Raw genomic sequence first — 15,775 nt, forward strand, 5'->3', positions numbered from 1 at the left:
CTACTACAACATGATGATGGGAGTACTTTCGAGCAACACGGGTCGTACCAGGATCTTGTAGCAGTCAGCATCGAATGCTTGCCCGGTCAGCTTCGGTGCCAGTCGGGCTTCTGCTTCGCAGGCATAGGTTCCGATATAACGCCAGCTGTCCACGACGTGGTACTCCTCGATCTCGCCGTGGCGCTCGTGCAATGCGATTGCGCCTGGATACGGCCAGTGATGCACGGCCCAGCGTTCTAGAGCACTCAACAAGCGCTGTGTATGCGCCTCAAGGCTTTCTGCGCCTTTGCATGCCCCGGCGCACTTGCCGATTTGAGCCCTGAAGCAGCTACGTCCGGTTGGTTTATCAAGACCCAGCAGCGTGTGGCAGAGTCGGTGCTCGTCCGCCATCAGCATCAGGGCCTCGGTGGCCATGCGCCGGTTACGGAACAACCCGTACAACTGCGGCCCTTCGCAGATCGCGGTAGTGTCGATGATCTCCAGCACCCCGTCGCGAATTCGTAGCGAGCACAGGCGCTGCTGGCGCCGAAGCCGCTTGTTCTTCAAGGGCTGCAGTTCTTTGATCAATCGGGATTCCAGCAGCAGGGCGCCGATTTCTCCAGCGGTTTGCCGGTACTCGATCCGTTGCGCCTGGCGCAGCATCCGGGCTTCATCCGGTGAGCGCAGGTGAGAAAGCAGTCGGCTGCGGATATCGATGCTTTTGCCGATGTAGAGCGGTATCGAATCGCCCTCAGCGTAGAAGAAATACACCCCGGGTGCTCGCGGAGCGGCCTCAACCTGAGCGCGCAGGTGCGCCGGGTATTCATACACAAGGTCGGGGCGGGCTGTGGGGGCGGGCATGCGGGTGCCTTCGTGGTTGATCTGGGGATATAGAGAGTGAGCACTTCCAATTTCAACCCGGACACATTATCAAATGGGCAGCGCTGATATAGGTCCGTACTATTCGAGGTACTGGTTGCTATCCATTGCTCGATACTTATGGCTGAACCGTATGGCAGGTGAGCCGGGATACAACTTACTAGACATGGCTCGAGGCGGATAATTCCAATGGCAACAATCAACTTCGATATCTAGAAGGTTTAGACGGTTGAACTGAGTCAATCTTCGCCTACCAGATGGGACTCTGGTTGCGAATATCTCAATGGCCTGGTTCATGTCTGAACACAGCTGAAGAACAGGCCAGACCTCCCACTGCTTGCGCATTGCTACCAAGCAGTGCCTGTGGACCTCAGAGGGGCTGCCAGCAGCAACCAGGACCATTAGTCGACAAGTTCAGGGGCAATCACTTTGACGGGCGAGGGTTGGGTTTGCGGAGCGGTTTGTGTTTTGGTTTTTAGTGCCCGGGTATAAGGCGCTATATCACCCGGTTGCCAGCTATCGAGCCTGTTTATTTTTGCCCTGACCCACAACAGGTAGCTCAAGTACAAGGCTGCAACACCAGCCCCGATCTGAATGCTGAGCGTTTCGAGCACAAGCACACCTTTGGGCGCATTGGCGCCATACCAGGACAGCACCGGAATCGCCAGCAAGGCCCAGGTGGCGAACCAGGCCAGCAGGCCGGCAAGCAAGGTTCTGGAGGTCAATGCATATAAGCTGCTGATTGAACGGTTGCGTAACACACTGTGCCTATGGGTTGAGTTCTGTACGGCAGCAATGATGAGCTTTCTATTCAAACCGGGCGCGTAAAACCAGACCCGGCTTTTTGTATGGCTGCCAGAAGCGCCCAGGCTGTGATAGATATCGTTGGTCATGACCAGGTGTTTGGACGTGCGACCATTTATCTGGGCAGTGAATACGTCCCCATGAACGTCGGCACGCTTTAGATCGCTAATATCGCAGTCCGTGTAAAAGAACGTCGGCACACAAAACATCCTGTTTGAGTGGGGGTGGGGATTAATGGGGTGATAGCATATTGCCATATGTCTTTTTTGTCGAGGATATGAGGGTGTTTGAACGCACAGTAGTTGGATGTAAAGCCAATAATATATTGACGTCAATAAAGTGCCTGCCCAATGTTCAAGCAACTTATTTAGGATAGGGATAAGGATATGTGTAGGTGTGTGACCCCGGTTACTTGCTTATTAATCCCAGTTCCCGCATTAAGCCATGCACATTGATACGGCCTATCTGCACACCATCTTCTTGCATGATAGACAAGATAGTGCAGCTGTCAGAAGCGCTTCGGCTTTGGGTGAACAGTTTGTTGGCCCGAATGCGTAATCAAATTCTTTAAACGCTCGGAGATCGCCGCCTGAGGCGATGGGCGTAGTAACTCGAACGTGTCTTAGCGCTCTTTCAGAAGCCGGCCAACCCAGCGTCGTAGGGCCGACTCGCCAATACCGAGTCAGCGGCTGGCTTCGATGAAACTGTAGTTTCGCTTCAGTACGAAATCGGCAGCCTCGCATTTGAATTCAGCGGAAAAAAACACGATGTTGTTTTGCCATTTGACACCGCGATATGGCGAGCATTGTCGCCTAAATGGGTGTCTGGTTTCATTAGACCACTACATATTGATGAGACAGAGGGAGAAGGGGGGGCAGCCGATGCAGGCCCCAACAGCGGATGGGGCCGGCAAGGATGAGATCAGAACGCCAGGCCAACCTTCAAGCCGAACTCGTCACGCTTGAGCTTGGTGTTGTCGGCAACCGGTGAGTCCTCGTCGATCTTGTACTCTGTGCGGGTGTAGTACACGCCAGCATTGATCGGCATGGCACCCTGTTGGTTCATCAGCAACGAAGCTTCTGCGTAAGGGTTGGTACGGTCTTTCATGTCGACGCTGTCGCTGCCGAAGCCGTCGACCTTCAGGCGTGCGCGCCCATCCATTGAGCGCCGTGCGCCCACTTCCAGGCGCAGGGTAGAGGTGTCGAACTGGTGGTTGTAGCCCAGTGCTGCCTTGGCAAATGGCGATTTCAGGGTCAGTTCTGTATCCAGATCGTTGATCTCAGGTTCGAAACGGGTCCAGCCGTAACCGCCACCGATTATCATGTCGACGGAGTTGCGTGCATCCAGCGCGGCGCGCCAGCCAAGGTCGAGGTCGGCTTGGGCTTCCTTGAGCTTGTTGTCATTTTTCTTGCTGTATTTGGCTTCACCACCAATCTGGTAAATGAAACCGGATTCCGCGGTCATTTTGTTGCCAAAGTTGGCGAAAACACCGCCCTGGGCCATGTGCTCCTTGTCTGACCTGTGGCCGCCTTCAAACTTGAAGTCACTGTAGGAGCCCAGCAGGCCGATGGTGAAGAGGGGGTCGGTGCTTGGGGCGGCCATCGCTGCCAGTGGTGCGCTGATCAGCGCCAGGGCGCAGGTGTGACGCAGTAGTTTTGCAGTAAGCATTAGTGAATGTCTCTATGACGTTAATAAAAATGGTTACGACCGTTTAGATATAACGGCTCTGAAAAGTTCAGGGCAGATCGATATAAAAGCCAACGCTTGCTCCTGAGTAAGTGTTGATTCCGTCGATCCGCCGAAACTTTTTCGACGGAAGGCTGTTCAGGGTGGTAACGCTGAAGTACAGCCAAGCGTTACGCAGAGCTGACTGCGAAATAATTCCGTAATCGAAAAGCAAAAAATCAGGGCAACTGAAAGTCAGCCCTGAAGATATATAAAAACAAACGTATTCAAGCTGCGTTTGCTGGCGGTAAACATCATTGTTGTTTATTTGGTCGGTATTTTTAGTGGGCTCAAACCTGCGTTAGAGCAGAAATCAGTTTTCAGGGCAGGGCCTGCCGGGCCATTTTTGCCATCAAGCTGTGCCTGGAACATCCTCCACTCACGCATAATAATGGAGTATGGGACAAATATACTCACCCTCTTGGCACCTCTTAAACCGGACTGAGCAGCAATGTCGTGCGGTGTGACCGAGTAGTAACCGGCATTAATACCCACGACACTGCCGTCATTGCCGATGACCGGCCCACCCGACATCCCTTTGATCAATGGGCCATCGTGGATGCCATATAGGTCACCGCTATTTTCCTTTAAATTGAGAAAGGGGGTTTGATACACCTTGCCCTTGCCCGTGGTAGTCATCATATAGGGGCTCATCCCGACAGCAGTTACGTCCTCGCCCAGGCAGGGTGCTCGCCAGGTAGGAAGGCGGCCGTCTGCTTTGTGTTTGATGAAGGCTAGGTCACAGCCTGTACTGCACGTGTATGCCACATCGGGCAAGAATGGAGTATGTCGGGTCGTTACGGCATAGTCTTCGTTCCATTGTACTGCCGAGGCAGTATATAGAAACGGTGCAGGCAAGCCTGAGTAGACTACAAAGTATAAGTCATTAACGGGGTCTGAAAAATCAGGTTTTACTAAGCCGTTGCATCCTGCAATGGAAATTGCGGCTAACAAAATACTTATTATCTTGATCATTGTAAATTATCTGCTCAGTTAAATAATGCAGTCGAGGATGGTTGTCAGTATTTTGACTGCGTAGGGGATAGCGATTTGATGATCTATTCTAGTGGGCGCTGCATTATTTATAGTCGAATTTAAATAATGCGAATTACTAAATTCAGCTTTAGGCTATTTTAAGAGTTGCGCGCTTTCGGTGACGGTCGCTTGGGCGACGCGAGGGATCGTGTTGGCAAATGGTGGGAGGCTGAGGCTGGTTTGATGTATGGATCGTTGTTTTCAGGCTGTTGGATAACGGCGCAGAGCGTGGTGCCTTGGCCATTGAGTCTCGGGATGCTGACTTTTTGCATGATCATGGCTCCAGTGCTGAGCGCCTGGGCATTGCTCGATGAGTTCAGGGTAGATCCCGGTTTGTTCCTGAAGACACACCCAATTCAATGGATCGCTGGTGTTTGAGCCTCGCAGTAGCGAAAGCGGCGTGTGTGAACAGCCAGGGTATGGGTGGTTCCAGGCGCTGATAGAAAATTGAGGGGGGGATCTGGATGAACGAGTTGCAGGCGGGAGGTATATGTAGTCGCCGCGGCTGCAATGAGCTCGACAGCGACTACAAGGAGCAAGGGTCAGTAAATATCTTTCGAGATCAAGGTAAGCGGAGTCTTGATCATGATTTTTATATCGAGCCACAGCGACCAGTTGTTGATGTAGTCGAGATCGATTTCAACACGCTTTTGCATCTTCTCGATGGTGTCGGTTTCACCGCGGCAACCGCTGATTTGTGCCAGGCCGGTAATGCCGGGCTTGATGCGGTGGCGGGCCATATAAGCGTGGATCTTGCCGGTGTAATAGTCGTTATGGGCCACCGCGTGTGGACGTGGTCCTACCAGTGCCATATCACCATGTAGCACATTAAACAGTTGTGGCAGTTCGTCCAGCGAAGTGCGGCGGATAAAGCGACCAACAGCGGTGACGCGCGAGTCGTTACGGCTGGCTTGTTTGACTTGTTTGTCATCATGAACTTGCATGGAGCGGAACTTCCACACCTTGATGACCTTGCCATTCCAGCCATGGCGATGCTGTTTGAACAGGATCGGGCCTGGGGACGACAACTTTACGGCCATGGCAATTACTGCAAGTACCGGGCTGAGGCAAACAATGGCGACCAGTGACAGCGAGCGCTCCATCAATGCCTTGCTCAAGGCTGCAGTCGGATAGCTTGTAAGCGGGCTTTCATTCAAATGGATGGCTGGACGGCCGCCGATTTCACTGACCGAATGGTTAAGCAGCATCATGCTGTCCAGATCGGGAACCCAGACCACATCGACATTCAGGTCCAGCAGGTCAATATATAGCGCTTCAATACGTTGAGCTTCTTGCAGGGACAAGGAAATATAAAGCCGACGGATATTATGCTCGGTAATCAGTGAGCGTAGCTGGGCTAGTTCACCCACAATAAGTGGGGAATTGGTGGCATCTTCAAATGGAGAGGCGCTGACCACGCCGACCAGCGGGAAATGATTTTGTTGAATAAAGCTGTCGGCCAGTTTCAACGCTACACCATCAGAGCCGATAATTAGGCTGTTGTAATGATGGTTATTGCGCTGATGATAAAATCTGGACAGTCGATGCAGTATCAAATACGGCGGTACTTGAATCAGAAAACCCAGCGCGGCCCAGCTGATCAGGGTTTCGCGAGAGAACAGTTCGCCGGATTTGGTCACAAAGCCAATGGTACACAGGCATGCCAGGGTCAGCATCCAGCCCAGAAACAGGCGGATGCAGCCGTTAAAAGCATTGTGCCTTTTATAGTAAACATGTGTGGCGGAATAGGCGGGCACTGATACCAGCAGGGTCAGAACGGCGAGGATTCGGTAATGGAAGTCGACGCTGCCGAATTTGGTATAGACCAGTGCCATTAACAAGGCGACGACAAAGGCCATGGCCACAGACCACTGGCCCCAAAAAGTCAGCCCTCTGGCCACGGTTTTTCGATCTAGACGTGTATGAATCAAGAGAGCAGCCTTGTGATAAGTACTTGACTATAGGGGAGCAACTGACAGAAATAAATCACAGCACTCTTCCATGTGCAGGCGTTGCGTGGCGCAATAGCTGAAACAGTTAATGGCCACACGAAACGTTAATAATAAAGGTAATCAGTAGCAAGGGTTCGACGTTTTATAACAATGCGTGGGTCGGTTGTTATTTTCAATGGATCAGAAAATTATGACTTTGAGTGATGTCGTTATAATAGCTAACTGCCTGTATCGGTCGGTAGAGTGATTGCTTTATGCCACTTTTTCGGCAGCCTTCACATCTTGCACCAGGCAATAGCCGCGATTACGTACCGAGCGAAAAAGGCGCTCACCAAACATGCCTTTAAACTTTTTCTGAAGTCGGCTCAGGCACATTTCCAGACCGCTATAACTGTATGCGTCTTTACTGATGCCGATAATAAGTTCTTGTTTGCTGCAAATGCGTTCTTCTGTTTGGGTCAGCGTCTTGATCAGCAACGATTCAATGGCGGTTAACTGAATGCAGGCGGTGTTGTTGCACAGGTATTGTGCTGCAGAGCAAAACAACCAAGTATCAGGGCTATCGGAATAGTGTGCGTTGGATTTAGGGGTTTGGGGAGATGTCGGGATAGTTTTCAAGGTAGGGATAACAGTCAGGCCCAGGGAGTAGGGGTGGGGTTTAAGCAAGTAAGGTGTTCTTGCCGTAATCAGGCTGGCTACTTCAGGGGTGTACTGATGTGCAGATACCACGCCGTGTTGCTCATTGACCCGGCAGCCCCAAGGCGCCGAGTGTGGCGTACGCCATTGGCGGGTGCGTTCGCAGGTCTGCAGGCTTGCGGAGCGTGGCACAAGGGTTGCGCAGAGCAAACCGGAAGAATCGGCAGGCGGGTTGATTTTTGTTGAGGGTATATAAGTAGAAAAACTGAGTGTTACCTTCATGTTTCAACGTCTCCATTCGTCGGTATAAGGCTGATGCCAATTGGCAATTACAGCGGTCTGCAGTGCAGCACATGAAGTAATTATAGATGATCGGTTATGCTGTGATTGTGCCTCGACGTAAACGATAGCCGAATGCGCGAACACTAAATATTAATTCCAGATTATAGGCTTTTTTGATCTTTGTTCTTAAGCGGCTAATGGTTTTTTCCAGTGCGCGCGGATCATAAAAGACAATGTTGGGGTCTAGTGTTTTTGCAATGCTGTCCTGGCTCAATACATGCTGCGGCGCTTTAGCAAGAGCGTCGATAATAGTCATTTCAGTGTATGAGATTTCAATCTTGCTGGTGGCATTGCACAATAAAAGCCGTGTCCGGTCAAGGGTCAGTTGGGTATTGGTTCCCCAGTGCGACTCTTCGAAAGTGCGAGACAGGAGTGCCTGCTTTTCCAGGGGGTCAACCGGTAACTTTATGCAGTGATCAGCCCCTGCAAGATAATGATTGATGCTGGTAAATGACTTGTTATGGGTGACCAGTATAAAGATACAGGCGGTCTGGTTGAACAGGCGAATATGTTTGAGCAACTCGAGGCTGTCGTTGATGGCGTCGGGCGTATTGACCTCAATAAAGACCGCTTCTGTGTGGCGGAAATCGCAAGCCAGGTTAGCCAAAGTATTGCAGGCGTCAAGATGCCTCACCTCAGAAGTGATGAGTTGTTCTATATCGTCGACCAACGCTTGGCTGTGTACAAAATTAAGCGCTTTGGGGGCCTGTATATCGGTATTGCATCCTGCGACAAGCATATCACCTAACCCAAGTACTTAGAGGCTTTGGGATTTTGCCATATAAGCCGGTTTTTAATCCGACATTTTATAACATTTGATACATTTGGTGTTTTTTCGCTGGCATTTTTAGAGAATTTGGATATCGAAGGTCGATTTCTCGAGATAAACAGTGTTAAAGACCTCGGAAAAGGCATGGGATTGACCTGCCTTACCATGCTTTATCTGTTTTGCCAATCTTTCTTCGAATGGCTCGAACATTGCCAAGCTGGTGCCAGCCCGACAGCGACGCCGGCGGTGTTGGCAAGGGCGTTATAAAACGACGCGGTGCGCAACGGCATAAGGGCCTGGGCATATTCAATCAATACCCCTGCCAATACGCAGCCAATGGCGGGTCAAAGCAGCCTGATGTGCAAAAAGGCAAGATGGCAACTGAATGACAGGGTTAAGAAGCCAATAAAATGATGGAACTTGTTTTCCTAGGCAAAAAACTACGGAATTGGCCGAGTGCGCAGGCCGGCAAACAGCAGGCCTGCGCACACTGCCAAAAACAGCAGTGAGCGCAGCCAGAAGGGCAGAGCAGCCAAGCGCTGAATCAGTTGACCTACTCGGTGATCTTCTCGAAGTTCTCGTAAAAGGCATCACGATTGCGCCCATCGGTCATGGTATGCAGCGAGTACTGGCGATGCAGCATAGCGCCACCGTCTCGAGTCAGCGGGGCCCAGGCGATATTGGCACGGCTCATGGTCGACACACTCATCATCTCGTCGAATGGAATCGAGATATAGATACCTTTATCGAAACTACCTTCGCCGTATTCTTCCTTGGACGCAGTGGTACGAGTCACCCAGCCACCGAATTTCACGCCATTGGTGAATTCGCGGGAGATATCGATGGTGGTACCCCAGTCGCGGGCCAGATAACGGCCGACGCTGACTGCGGCGTCCAGATCGAAGGGCAGCTTGGTGTAAGTGGTGACATGACCGGTTACCGTCCGGTAATCACGCAGACCAAAGCCCTGGTCAAATTCCCGTTGGCGCACATAGTTCAGATCGGCACCGATCGACCAGCGCTCGCCCATTGGGCGATACAAGAGTTCGCCGCCGACACCGGCATACATCGACTCAAGATAACCACCATAGACCATGCCATATAGGTCCTGGTCCAGTCGCTTTGCCTTGTTAAGTTGTAAGGCCGGCATGGTGACATCGGACGTTGTGACATATTGGCGCAAGTCGGTACGTACACGCGGCATGTTGCTTGGCGCGTCATAAGTGAACTTGTCATAGTTGTTCAACAGATTGACGCTGACGCCGCCACTTGCCCATGTATTAGGCGTAAAGCGATATTGCCCTTCGGCATAGGCGCTGATCTGGTAAAGCAGGAAGCCGTCAGGGCCACCCAGATTCTGCTGATAACCCAAGCCAAAGCCATAGGTAAACGGGTCAGGTTTTTGCTGATACAGGGTTTTGTCATAGTGGGCCGTAGCGCGGTTGACCTCCGTAGTTCGATGCAGATTGACCAGATCCTGCTCTTTATTGACGACGTCGCGAAAGGTCGAGCGTGGGACGCTGATTTCTTCCACTGGCATGTCATAACGCTTGTTCACCATAGTGAACCACTCGATCTGATCGTTGGCGGAATTGTCCAGAATCCGGCTGGCCCGGCCTGCGCCCTTGGCGGTGTAAAAGTACTTCGACTGCTCGCCATACACCATCAGCTCGGAATCACGTTGGGCGATTCGCTCGACTTTATAGCCTGCGTTTTTCTCCAGTTTTTGCGATACCGCAGCCCAGTCGATCTCTTCCAGAGGTGCGACAGGTGCCTTAGCTGGGAGCGGCTGCGCTGGTGGGTCAAAGCTCTTGACGGGTGCCTTGCGACTGACAAAGTTGGTATGCAGGGTAATTCCGAACAGGGCGGTATTGCCGCGCTCCCAGCCTGCGGTCAGATCGATATTGTCATTGAGCTTGTAGACTGCACCAATGTTAATCGGCGAGTCCTGAACCTGATTGTTGCTTTGCGGTTCGTTCTTGTAATCGTTGCCGTCAAACTCGATTTTAACGCTCAAAGGCGCCCACGGAGTTTGATATGCGACACCGCCAAACAGGCCTGGCCTGCCCCGGAAGTAAGAACTGGTGTTTACATCACCAGCGGTAGTGCTGACGGGCCGGTCATCAAACCGGTCATCGAAATAGCCTAGCGGGTTGGCAAAGTCACCACGGTTACCGATATAACCCCAGGCGATACCCAGACTGAAATCCAGGTTCTTGTAACGTTTGTTGGCCACAAAATATTCACTGGAGAACAGGCCGGTACCACCAATATCGCGGAAACCCAGTGCCACTTCCGGTAGCCAGTGGCTTTCTTGCCAGAGCCGGGCTTTGGCATCTACCGCCTTGTCCTTATAGCTTTGGGTCCCACTTAATCCTTCTGGGCCGTACATCCGGTTGGTAATGGAGGTATAGCGGAAAGTGCCTTCCAGCCAGTCAAGTGGCTGCAAGGATAGGCTATAACGTGAATACGGTTCAGTGCGGTTAGCGTTCAGGCTCAACTCGCCAGCAGGTGCCATACGTGCAGTCGGTGTTTGCAAAAGGCCCACACCACCAAAGTCATTCTGGGTATAGCGTGGCTCTGCATGGGCCAAGCTATAAGGTAACAAGGCGACAACAACAAAACGTAACTTCAAGGTGCAACCTCAGCCAGCGGTTGGGTGGCGAGGAACTGCGCCAACTGCTCATTCAAATCGGGTGTAGGCAAATCGGCGTTGTCGTTGCGCACGGGCACCAGAATCTTGCTGCCAGCGACCGCGTACACGCCGTCCTCACGGTTCCAGGCAGCAATGGCAACACGCTTGTAGGTGCCATCAGGGTGTATCAACCACAGGAAATCCGCTTCCGCCTCTTTCAGCCGCGGGCAGTTGTCGAGGTAGTCACGTACTTCCATCAGGGGCTGATAGGGCAGGGTGCAGTCATGTTCAACTGCGCCTACCACGGACACACTATTGGTGCGCGTCGGGTAAGTTACCTTGTCGCCATCACTGAGCAGATAGTTGTGGGCAAAGCCGACTTCCAGCGCGACCGGGTCAAGGCTTACCACTTTGCGGCCAGTAACCGGTAATTGGCTGATGTCCTGGTGCAGGCGCGCCGCCACAGTCGCGAGGCCGTCGTTGTTGTTGAGCAAGGCGCCGCGTTGCAGCATTTTCAGGTCGAACAGCACGCCAACCTTGAGCCGTACCTGCTTTTCAACTTCTGGCTGATGCAGCCATGCGGCTGCCAGCCAGTAGCTTTCAGGGTTGGGCCGGGCCTGGCTGATCACATCCAGCAAACGCATGCCTGGCTTGAATGCCACGCTGACGGGCTTGAGTACATCACCGCTGACGGACACAGCGGCCTGACTGATTGCGGCATGACTGAGCAGCACGCACAGGGTCAGTTTTTTCAAAGAGATCACTGGGCAGCCTCCCAGTCAGGTCGCAGATGCACAATGTGCAGCTCAAGCCCCGGCGTGACGTACTGCTCGCTTTGCAGGATCACACCATCTGCGGGCCTGACCCAAAAATGGTTGGTGCCGCTAAAACCAAGGGCCGGAATTTCAAATTTTTCATCGATACGCTGCAGCACATAAGGCTTGTCGAGAATGGTCACGGTTTCCAGGCCTTTACGGACAAAGCGGCTATTAACCGCCAGGCCGACCTGTTGACCCTGATACATATCGATCCAGCGCGTGCTGCGCTCGCCGTCCGCCACCAGATGCAGGCCTCGCTTGAACGGCGACTGCCCGTCGAAACGGGTACCGTCCAGGGCGGGCTGTAGCCCGGTAGTGCGCACCACAAGGCCGTTACGCATCAGCAACACTTGCTTGCCCGAGGCGACCCAGTACTGCAAGTCCCCTTGCTGGCGAAGTTTGGCCATCACACCTTCACTGGAAGGTGTGGTGACCAGGATTTGCGCATAAGGCACGGCCGCAACGTCGGCCGCTTTCAATTGCAGCGGCTCTACGCCTTGTACGGCGGCCTTGAAGGTATCGAGCGAGCCCTGCATCAGCGGGCTACAGCCACACAGCAACAGGCACGCCATCAGGCATGAGCGGTTACGAAGAGTTTTCAAAACGGCTCAAACCTTATCGGCTGTTGGCTTCACTGAGGTTGTTACCGGCGGCCGCGCCTGTACCCAGGATGGTTGCCGAAGGTAGCAACTGGCTGATCAGACGGTTCCAGCGGGTGACTTGCGCAGGGCCTACGTAAACGATGTCCTGAGGTTTAAGCTCGAAATGGCTGGCAATCGCAAAGGCGGTAGGGGATTCGGCATCCAGCTGGAAGACCTTGGCCGGTTCGGTCTCGAGATTCTCGGCGCCACGGATCACATACAGCGCATTGCCGTTGGAGGTGGTTTGATTCAAACCGCCCACCGAGCCGACAACATCAGCCAGGTTCATATGCTTGGTCTTGAACTTGACTGCCTGCGGCGCAAGGACTTCACCCATCACATAAATCTTCTTGCGATCGTTGTACGGCAGATATAACTGGTCGCCATCCTTGAGGAAGACATTGTGCAACTGTGCCCCCTGACCGTTGAGCGAATCCAGATCAAGGATGTATTCGCGGCCATCGCGGGTCAATGTAAGGCTAGATAAATCGGCATTGAGCGGCTCAATGCCGGCTGCGCCAATGGCTTCAACCACACTCATTGGCGAAGTGGTAATGGGCATCGGGCCAGCTTTGGTCACTGCGCCGGCAAGAATGGCTTTTTGGCTGGCAAAACGCAGCACACTCAGATCGACCTGAGGGCTATCCACATACTGCGCCAAACGCTGGGCAATGGTGGAGCGCAGTTCTTCGATAGTTTTACCCGCTGCATCAAGCTTGCCGATATAGGGGTAGAAGATAGTGCCGTCCGGCCGCACCAGGCGACCGTTCGCGTCAATCTGTTGTTGTGCGCCGGAGGGCGCCGTCAACTCAGGATGGTCCCAAACAGTGATATACAGCACATCGTTGGCACCGATCCGGTAAGCCTGGGGCTTGAATGCCAGCAATTCTGCCGGCACCGAGCTTGAGACGTATGTCGCCGCGTTTTGCGCAATCAGTTTTGGGGTGATGGGGATTAACTCGACCCGACTGCTTTCTGGAGAGCCTTCAGTTCCGATCTCACTGGTATCCAGGTATTGACCGGGCGCAAACATACAACCTTGCAGGGCGAACCCTGCAAGTACCGCGAGCGACAAACTACGAATCATCATTGAGGACACTTGTAAAGGAAACACATCAAAATCAAATGCCTGGAATGCTCCAGGTGGTTTAGTCCTTTCGACCTGGCAGGTACTTAGTTGGTACCGGTAGTGCCCGTGGTGCCAGTAGTACCTGTGGTGCCAGTAGTGCCGCCGTTGCCACCGCCACCACCACCACCGCCCGAAGCTGCGGCCGCAATGCCGGCTGCTGCGGCAACACCCACACCAACTGCGGTAGTGGTGCTTACGCCACCCAGAACGCCGGTTTCAGTTGCCAGGGAGCCGGCTTCTGCAGCAGGTGCTTCAACTGCTGCGTCGTCAGCAGATACTGCAACAGGTTCGGCGGCGAAAGCGGTGGAGCTCAGAGCCAAGGCGAGTGCGGAAACGATGAATTTATTCATTTGAAAATCCTTTTGAAAAAGTCTGTATTGGCGGTTGTGGCGGAGCGCCTATGTCCAAGGCTATGAACGTCGAACCCTGGATATGACTCTTAGACCTGTGAAAGGTTCTAATGGGTCAGGCACTCAAGTGATTCTGTACAGGCATTTTAATGTGCAATAACGGCTCAAGAATACCTGTGCAGGGCTATTGTGCGTGCTGACTTTTTATAACACTGGGCTCTTGATTCTATACTTTAGCTGCAGGTTTGCTGCAACTGGGCATATGATTTCGTTTACAAATGCCCTTGAGGCGGAAAATCTGTTGTCGGAGCTAAAACTTTTTTGAGTTAAACACCCTAGGCTGAGTCTGAGATTCAGGTTGGAGAGTTAGCTCTAAGGGCACAATAAAAACGGCTTGCTTTTTCGCCGGTGAGCTTCGAAAGAGCAACAGCATAATCATCTATAAATGAAAATAAGGCAGAGGTTATCACGCTTAAAAGCACAACCGATAGAGTCATTAAAAGTGCTGCTATATCATAACCAAATTGTTTGTCGAAAAGATCAAAAAAAAGGTAGCTGGTAAGAATCATCAGCGGCATGTGAAGTAAATATATTGAAAAAGACTTTTTACCAAGCCAGATCAGCCATTTTTTGGTGAGTAGCTGTTGGAAGGTCTCGGATGAATAAATTGACCAAACAATTAAAATTCCAGCGAAAATGTTACATGCCAAATATGAGCGCTGCTTTAAAAGGTAATCAATCCATGAGTAAGAATAACTGCCATAATGTACGCCAGCCAAGTAGAGGCCTAACAATAAAGCTGATAGCGATAGCCAAAACCCACGAATTTTGAAATCGGTTATGTAAATTGTAAACCCTACCCAAAAGCAGAAAAAGCCACCCGCATATTTAGTGGATATTGGTGCTATCAGAATAATGGTGGCTAAAAATAATGCCGAAGAAATGGTTTTATTGATATGATTGTTTAGGTACATAAACAAGTAGATTAAAAATGATCCTGAGAGTTCTATGCTCATCGTCCATAAAACGTTGTTGTAATTGCTCTTGCCCAGGAAAAATGCATCTATAACGCCAGATTTTATGGAGTCAAAAAAGTTTGGTGTATTAACAAGCTGGTTGTAAAACCACGGGGATAAATTTTGTGGCGGTGCAAGGAGTACTATGACGCTGTAAATGAGAAAGGCGAAAATGCAAGAGAATAGGGCGGGAATCATTAGCCTTGGGTATCTTGCAAAAAACGCTGAAATAAATCCTGACGCATCTTTATTGTGCATACTTCTACTAAGCACAAAACCGCTCAAGACAAAAAAAACATATACTGCCCCTGTTCCAGAAAATACAAATGTAAATGGGCTGTTGTGGATGAGGTTTTGAGTTTGATTGGTCTCTGGAATATCACCAAAAAAAGCATGGATGTATGGGAAGAAAACCAGAGAAGCATGGGAGAGTACTACGCAGATACAAGCCAAGCCCCTGATTGAATCTAAATAACCTAGTTTGCTCATTAGTAATCCATTGTTTTGGGGTATCATTCAAGTGGGATAGGTGGTGGGTGAAGAATGAATATAAAGATTTTATAATGATTGGATTATGAATAGTGCTTAAGCAGCGCAAAAAATTGGCTTCTATTAGTGCTGTATGATTCAAAGGTTATGGTAGATCCCTAGAAGCTCATGATGCACTCGCTGGAATCGTAAAGCATTGGCTGAAACGGAGTTTTCCAAGCATGCCCATTTCTTTCAAGGACTCTAAGCTTAATCTATTGATGAGCATCTACCAAGGCTTGGACGCTATTGGGATCAATTAAAATACCTGTAGCATTGTCTTCCACAACTTCTGCTAGTCCCCCAACATTTGAGGCGATAACAGGTAATCCCGCACGCATGGCTTCTACAGCGACAAGTCCGAATCCCTCCCAGCGGGAAGGAACAATCAATATGTCCGCTGTTAAGTAGAGAGATTGCAAGTCTTCGGCGGTGAGCCAGCCTATATGCCTAGCGTTAGAGGGTAATTCAAGTTGCTCACTATCACCCAGCACATAGTCGCCAACAATTATGCCACTTGCTTTGTTTTTCAATTGA

Annotated in this window: 14 protein-coding genes and 1 pseudogene; all 15 read right to left on the reverse strand. The window is 51.3% G+C overall.

Annotated features, from left to right (window positions below; all coding sequences use genetic code 11):
- Nucleotides 1-3: 3 nt before the first annotated feature.
- The 15 genes and pseudogenes from AB3G35_RS12880 to AB3G35_RS12950 all read right to left on the reverse strand — a co-directional run bounded on the left by AB3G35_RS12880 (nucleotide 4) and on the right by AB3G35_RS12950 (nucleotide 15,771).
- Nucleotides 4-840, reverse strand: coding sequence for an endonuclease (locus tag AB3G35_RS12880; protein WP_369781559.1), 837 nt, complete (start codon nucleotides 838-840; stop codon nucleotides 4-6).
- Between the two features lie 419 nt (nucleotides 841-1,259).
- Entirely contained in the window at nucleotides 1,260-1,751 is a 492-nt protein-coding gene (locus AB3G35_RS12885; RefSeq protein WP_146133225.1) for a hypothetical protein, read from the reverse strand.
- Nucleotides 1,752-2,073: 322 nt separating this feature from the next.
- A pseudogene (locus AB3G35_RS12890) lies at nucleotides 2,074-2,431 on the reverse strand (transposase); the annotation flags it as partial.
- Between the two features lie 152 nt (nucleotides 2,432-2,583).
- Nucleotides 2,584-3,330 carry an outer membrane beta-barrel protein gene (locus AB3G35_RS12895; RefSeq protein WP_340056097.1) on the reverse strand — a complete coding sequence of 249 codons (747 nt, stop codon included), beginning with the start codon at nucleotides 3,328-3,330 and terminating at the stop codon, nucleotides 2,584-2,586.
- Between the two features lie 321 nt (nucleotides 3,331-3,651).
- Complete coding sequence (locus AB3G35_RS12900; protein ID WP_315247039.1) at nucleotides 3,652-4,362, reverse strand: serine protease; 711 nt, start codon at nucleotides 4,360-4,362, stop codon at nucleotides 3,652-3,654.
- 602 nt (nucleotides 4,363-4,964) lie between these two features.
- On the reverse strand, nucleotides 4,965-6,281 hold the full coding sequence (locus AB3G35_RS12905; RefSeq protein ID WP_369781560.1) for an undecaprenyl-phosphate glucose phosphotransferase: 1,317 nt from the start codon (nucleotides 6,279-6,281) through the stop codon (nucleotides 4,965-4,967).
- A gap of 345 nt (nucleotides 6,282-6,626) precedes the next feature.
- Entirely contained in the window at nucleotides 6,627-7,292 is a 666-nt protein-coding gene (locus AB3G35_RS12910) for a helix-turn-helix domain-containing protein (protein WP_315247045.1), read from the reverse strand.
- Between the two features lie 94 nt (nucleotides 7,293-7,386).
- A complete protein-coding gene (locus tag AB3G35_RS12915; protein WP_315247048.1) occupies nucleotides 7,387-8,091 on the reverse strand; it encodes a winged helix-turn-helix domain-containing protein in 705 nt (234 codons plus the stop codon).
- Nucleotides 8,092-8,674: 583 nt separating this feature from the next.
- Nucleotides 8,675-10,756, reverse strand: a complete 2,082-nt coding sequence (locus AB3G35_RS12920; RefSeq protein ID WP_315247051.1) for a YjbH domain-containing protein — start codon at nucleotides 10,754-10,756, stop codon at nucleotides 8,675-8,677.
- A complete protein-coding gene (locus AB3G35_RS12925; protein WP_369781561.1) occupies nucleotides 10,753-11,520 on the reverse strand; it encodes a capsule biosynthesis GfcC family protein in 768 nt (255 codons plus the stop codon). The genes AB3G35_RS12920 and AB3G35_RS12925 overlap by 4 nt, the downstream gene beginning before the upstream one ends.
- Entirely contained in the window at nucleotides 11,517-12,176 is a 660-nt protein-coding gene (locus AB3G35_RS12930) for a YjbF family lipoprotein (RefSeq protein ID WP_369781562.1), read from the reverse strand. Before AB3G35_RS12930 ends, AB3G35_RS12925 begins: the two co-directional genes overlap by 4 nt.
- A gap of 13 nt (nucleotides 12,177-12,189) precedes the next feature.
- A complete protein-coding gene (locus AB3G35_RS12935; RefSeq protein WP_315247102.1) occupies nucleotides 12,190-13,302 on the reverse strand; it encodes a polysaccharide biosynthesis/export family protein in 1,113 nt (370 codons plus the stop codon).
- 86 nt (nucleotides 13,303-13,388) lie between these two features.
- Entirely contained in the window at nucleotides 13,389-13,694 is a 306-nt protein-coding gene (locus AB3G35_RS12940; RefSeq protein ID WP_340056103.1) for a hypothetical protein, read from the reverse strand.
- A 353-nt stretch (nucleotides 13,695-14,047) separates the two neighbouring features.
- The gene (locus AB3G35_RS12945) at nucleotides 14,048-15,199 is read right to left on the reverse strand and encodes an acyltransferase family protein (RefSeq protein WP_369781563.1); all 1,152 of its coding nucleotides are present in this window, start codon (nucleotides 15,197-15,199) and stop codon (nucleotides 14,048-14,050) included.
- Nucleotides 15,200-15,453: 254 nt separating this feature from the next.
- Entirely contained in the window at nucleotides 15,454-15,771 is a 318-nt protein-coding gene (locus tag AB3G35_RS12950) for a glycosyltransferase (RefSeq protein ID WP_369781564.1), read from the reverse strand.
- Nucleotides 15,772-15,775 lie beyond the last annotated feature (4 nt).

The organism is Pseudomonas sp. WC2401 (genome assembly GCF_041200115.1).
Taxonomy (GTDB): Bacteria; Pseudomonadota; Gammaproteobacteria; order Pseudomonadales; family Pseudomonadaceae; genus Aquipseudomonas; species Aquipseudomonas fragi.

What these genes read in the sequence shown, in the direction of transcription:
- AB3G35_RS12905 (WP_369781560.1), bottom strand. Translation starts at nt 6,281, where the DNA reads ATGGCCTTTGTCGTCGCCTTGTTAATGGCACTGGTCTATACCAAATTC.
- AB3G35_RS12895 (WP_340056097.1), bottom strand. Translation starts at nt 3,330, where the DNA reads ATGCTTACTGCAAAACTACTGCGTCACACCTGCGCCCTGGCGCTGATC.
- AB3G35_RS12935 (WP_315247102.1), bottom strand. Translation starts at nt 13,302, where the DNA reads ATGATTCGTAGTTTGTCGCTCGCGGTACTTGCAGGGTTCGCCCTGCAA.
- AB3G35_RS12880 (WP_369781559.1), bottom strand. Translation starts at nt 840, where the DNA reads ATGCCCGCCCCCACAGCCCGCCCCGACCTTGTGTATGAATACCCGGCG.
- AB3G35_RS12915 (WP_315247048.1), bottom strand. Translation starts at nt 8,091, where the DNA reads ATGCTTGTCGCAGGATGCAATACCGATATACAGGCCCCCAAAGCGCTT.
- AB3G35_RS12940 (WP_340056103.1), bottom strand. Translation starts at nt 13,694, where the DNA reads ATGAATAAATTCATCGTTTCCGCACTCGCCTTGGCTCTGAGCTCCACC.
- AB3G35_RS12910 (WP_315247045.1), bottom strand. Translation starts at nt 7,292, where the DNA reads ATGAAGGTAACACTCAGTTTTTCTACTTATATACCCTCAACAAAAATC.
- AB3G35_RS12900 (WP_315247039.1), bottom strand. Translation starts at nt 4,362, where the DNA reads ATGATCAAGATAATAAGTATTTTGTTAGCCGCAATTTCCATTGCAGGA.
- AB3G35_RS12885 (WP_146133225.1), bottom strand. Translation starts at nt 1,751, where the DNA reads ATGACCAACGATATCTATCACAGCCTGGGCGCTTCTGGCAGCCATACA.
- AB3G35_RS12945 (WP_369781563.1), bottom strand. Translation starts at nt 15,199, where the DNA reads ATGAGCAAACTAGGTTATTTAGATTCAATCAGGGGCTTGGCTTGTATC.